The organism is Moorena sp. SIO4A1 (assembly GCF_010672065.1).
Lineage (GTDB): Bacteria > Cyanobacteriota > Cyanobacteriia > Cyanobacteriales > Coleofasciculaceae > Moorena.
On record NZ_JAAHHX010000164.1, the window covers coordinates 1 to 3,943 of the forward strand.

Genomic DNA, 3,943 nt, shown 5'->3' on the forward strand with positions numbered 1-3,943 from the left:
CATCAGTTATCTCAAAATAGGTCTACGCTGGCTCAAGGGGGTTCACGAACATTGGACGCCAATTGTTAACCCCTGTGTTCAAGTTACCCCGCGACCCGCAACCAAGCTTTGCTTCTTTGAAGGCTGATCCGCATTACTACGACCGAATCTGGTTTACTCGTATTCCCTCTAAGCACTGCACCCCTTGATGACTGCCATTTTCCAAGATGTGTCAGGCAGTCAGCATCATCACAACCGACCGTTATGGTCGTTCTGTTGCTGAGGTGTGGAACAGCGGCGGTTTAGTTAAAAGCCGTCTTGTTCACTTGGGATTGGTTTATCCCTATGAGCAGTACAAGTCAGATTGTCCCAGTTGGGATATTGTTAAGCGGGGTGAGGAGTATGCGATCGCACTTATTTCCCAACAACTCTAATATTTATCGGGCACCGACAGAAATTTTAATTTATTCGACCAACTCTCATGTGTAATGGCCATTGAAATAAAATTTTCCTCTCGGGATCGCCCCAAGCCTTGACTAGACGCTTGGAGAATTCTAACATTGGTTCGTGGGATTGAACAGAAATCATTTTTTGAACAGCAGACACACTATTCAAATATCCAAGGAATTCTTCCATGTTCCATTGGCATTCCATTGTGAAAAGAGGTGTTTTTAACTCAGCAAAAGGGAAAGGAATGGTTTGATACTTTTGAATAAGTATTTTTATTTCTTCAGCTCCAAACTGGTCAAAGACAGTAGTCAAAAAATCTCTCAACATTTGCTTCAAATGTTCTTCTTCTCGGAGCAAATGAAAATACCAGTATCCCCAGATAGCAATAATTCCTCCAGGCTTAGAAATCCGCTGAACTTCCTGATAAAATTGTTCCAGATTCAACCAATGAACTGCTTCGGCAACAGTTATTAAATCTATAGATTTATTCGCTAGCCCAACTTTTTCTGCAACTGCCACAGAATATTTAATCTTATCATGATGAAATGCATAACTAATTTGCTTTTCGCTAGCATCTGTAGCATAAATTTTTTGAAAATAAGATGTTAATCCCAAGGCTACTTGACCATTACCAGTTGCACAATCCCAAGCAGCTTTACATTCGGTGACTTGAGTAGCTAAATACTCGAATAAAGCTTCTGGATAATGAGGTCTATAGTTTGCATAATTATCTGCTTGCTTCGAGAAATAGTCCTTAAATTGTTTGACCAAGTTTCTTCTCCTACGAACTTTCGCTCTCCTCCGACGCCAAGACCCGCCGGTTCAGTATTCTCAGCAACCCGGTTTCTTAACCGATGCTCTAGCTTGATGATACCCTCAACCAGACGAGAGAAAACTCTGAACCTCTTGTGCAATCAAGTGAGGAGCATAGCTAGTTGTATTAATGAACAGAGTTCGACTTGGGGCTAAATCTTCTAAAATGGATCTAGTTTCGTATGGATTATAGTTGCATTTTTCTGCAACTATAATCTTTAAGCAATCTCGTAAGTCATTTATGGAAAAGTAACCTTTATTCACTTTGGCTAGGATCTCTTGTGTTTGTTCATGGGCAAAAAGATTGGTATCCTGTGGTATCCCTAATTCAGAAAAACTACTAATTTTATTTTCATTGTAATTATATTGTATTGGGCTAGATTGCGTAATGCGATCAAACAAATCCCTACGAGTTAACAGGCGTTCCAATCGGACATAGTTAGGAGCTTCCAAAACTAAAAACTGAGCTTTTGGTAGAATTTTGATTGCGTATTTTACCTCCTGCTTTCCTCGCAAACCATCAAAAAGTAGCGGAAAGCAAACTTGAGACGGATTAATCTGTAATTTGCTCAAAATATGGACTATTCCCTCAGGAAAAAGTTGCTTATAGCGACGGGTATAGGAGAAGCGTGTAACACGGCAGGTAATATCATCTTCTTTTTCTGCTCCATCGATATGCATGACCGTCGGAATAATAAATTTATCAGTTAAAGTACGACGATTAGGAAACAGCGTAAAGTTTAGCTCTGTATCGGATAAAGCATTGATAAGTGTACTTTTACCGACTCCCGTCAACCCAACTAAAATAAACAAGGGCTGTTCAACAAGCGGCAGCCAGCCATCAACCGCTGATAATCCGTATCTAATCCCAGAGCTCAACTCTATAGACTCTATAGACTCAGTTTGTTTTTGGTTTAACGGCATTATTAGTAAACTGTTATAGACCTAAGCATTCTTCACTCAAAGTGAGAAGATTATTCACAATTATCAAAAGCAAAACATTGATTAACTATGTGGGGCAATTCGTTGTCAATATCAATACCAGTCCCTCGTTTAGCCAGCACTTTAACCTCCTTGAGAATGCAATTCATGAAAACCCTATTATTGCTCAATCCCTCTTGACCAATTTGTTCCAGAGCTAACTCAACTGAAGCTCTGCCCGATTGCATTCCTAAAGCTAAGTTATTTTTGTTGGTCAAACTAGCAATATCTAAACTTTGGTAAAGCATCGGATCTTTAGCAATTGCTTTGACGTGAACCCCAGCATAGTGAGTGAACGCATTTTTTCCCATAATGGGTAAAATAGGCGGAATTGAAATATGGGAATATTCACTCACAATATGGTATAGATCCTTAAGATAGTTAAACTCCCAAGGCAATTCTGATTCAACCATCTCGCCCAAATTGACCAACAATGTTGCTAAATCAACAATACCAGCACGTTCTCCTAACCCCATCACAGTTACATCGATAATGTCTGCTCCAGCCTGGTAAGCATCAAGAGCATTAGCCAGTGCTAAACCTCTATCATTGTGACAATGAACAGCAATTTTAGGATATAGCTGTTGTCCAGCTAGTTTTTCCTTCAAAGTTTTGACAAAATACGAGTAACTGCGATCGTTCTTAAATGGAGTAGCATATCCTGTTGTGTCTGCGATGCTAATAATATCTGCGCCTGCTTGTACCGCAGCGCTTGCTACTTCAATAACTTGTTCGATTGAGGTACGTGTCGTATCTTCTGGTGTATAGCGAATTAATAGGTTTGGGTTTTGTGCTTTGGCATAGCTAATAACTTCCACCACTTGCTCAATGGCATTTTCGATTGTAATTTGGTAGTCACGCTCTAAACGGTGATTGGCAACACTCAGGAAGATACCCAAAAAATCGATTTTACAATCTAATGCTTTTTGAACATGATCGATACGACAAAGAGAGTGAGCACCAATCTTAGCATTCAATCCCGCATTAGAAACCAAGGCTACAGCTTCACAAATTTCAGTACCAACAGCAGGATTTCCTACTTCAATAATATCAATACCAATTCGATCTAAAAGTTGAGCAATTAATAACTTGGTTTCAGGGGAAAAATAAACACCAGGAGTTTGTTCTCCTTCTCTTAGGGTAGAGTCAATAATCTGCAACATTACGTGACAAAATCTCCTTTTCTGGTAATTAACTAAGCTTAGTCAAAACTTGCTTCCAGGCTTGAGGGCATCATAGAATTAAATCCAGTCGTTTTCAATATGAGCATGGAAAATCAGTTTACCACTACTGGAGTCAGTGGCAATGGCTTCTGTGAGGCTTTGTAGCTCGATGCCTCTGTTAGACAGGGTTTCGACCATCTCAATCAAATCTTTGAGTGAGCGTCCCAACCGGTCTAAACGCCACACCACCAGTACATCTCCAGTTCAGGCGATGGATAGGGCTTGTTGTAAACCGGGTCTGGCAGCATTACTACGACCGAATCTGGTTTACTCGTATTCCCTCGAAGCACTGCACCCCTTGATGACTGCCATTTTCCAAGATGTGTCAGGCAGTCAGCCTACTCCCTACTCCCTACTCCCGCTCAACCCAGGCCTTTGTACTTCACCGAATTGAAAAATACTATAATTTGTGACTACCTCGTTTTTTGTGCCAAATCTGTATCTTTGGGATTGGAAGTAGTAGCTAAAAATAGCTGTGCTAGTAGTAGTCCAGAATT

Annotated in this window: 6 protein-coding genes; 2 read left to right on the forward strand and 4 right to left on the reverse strand. The window is 40.4% G+C overall.

Going from position 1 to position 3,943, the window contains the following annotated elements:
• The first annotated feature begins 206 nt into the window (after positions 1 to 206).
• The gene (locus F6K53_RS35435) at positions 207 to 413 is read left to right on the forward strand and encodes a thermonuclease family protein (protein ID WP_293083999.1); all 207 of its coding nucleotides are present in this window, start codon (positions 207 to 209) and stop codon (positions 411 to 413) included.
• A 25-nt stretch (positions 414 to 438) separates the two neighbouring features.
• On the opposite strand, the gene F6K53_RS35440 is transcribed toward F6K53_RS35435, so the two are convergent.
• The 4 genes from F6K53_RS35440 to F6K53_RS35455 all read right to left on the reverse strand — a co-directional run bounded on the left by F6K53_RS35440 (position 439) and on the right by F6K53_RS35455 (position 3,635).
• The gene (locus tag F6K53_RS35440) at positions 439 to 1,200 is read right to left on the reverse strand and encodes a class I SAM-dependent methyltransferase (RefSeq protein ID WP_293084002.1); all 762 of its coding nucleotides are present in this window, start codon (positions 1,198 to 1,200) and stop codon (positions 439 to 441) included.
• Positions 1,201 to 1,305: 105 nt separating this feature from the next.
• Positions 1,306 to 2,166 (reverse strand): AAA family ATPase, encoded by an 861-nt coding sequence (locus F6K53_RS35445; protein WP_293084005.1) that lies wholly within the window; start codon positions 2,164 to 2,166, stop codon positions 1,306 to 1,308.
• Positions 2,167 to 2,216: 50 nt separating this feature from the next.
• Entirely contained in the window at positions 2,217 to 3,386 is a 1,170-nt protein-coding gene (locus F6K53_RS35450; protein WP_293084008.1) for a 2-isopropylmalate synthase, read from the reverse strand.
• A gap of 78 nt (positions 3,387 to 3,464) precedes the next feature.
• Positions 3,465 to 3,635 carry a recombinase family protein gene (locus tag F6K53_RS35455; protein WP_293084011.1) on the reverse strand — a complete coding sequence of 57 codons (171 nt, stop codon included), beginning with the start codon at positions 3,633 to 3,635 and terminating at the stop codon, positions 3,465 to 3,467.
• A 22-nt stretch (positions 3,636 to 3,657) separates the two neighbouring features.
• Here F6K53_RS35455 and F6K53_RS35460 point away from each other — a divergent pair, with 22 nt between their 5' ends.
• Entirely contained in the window at positions 3,658 to 3,840 is a 183-nt protein-coding gene (locus F6K53_RS35460; RefSeq protein ID WP_143727725.1) for a hypothetical protein, read from the forward strand.
• Positions 3,841 to 3,943: the final 103 nt, after the last annotated feature.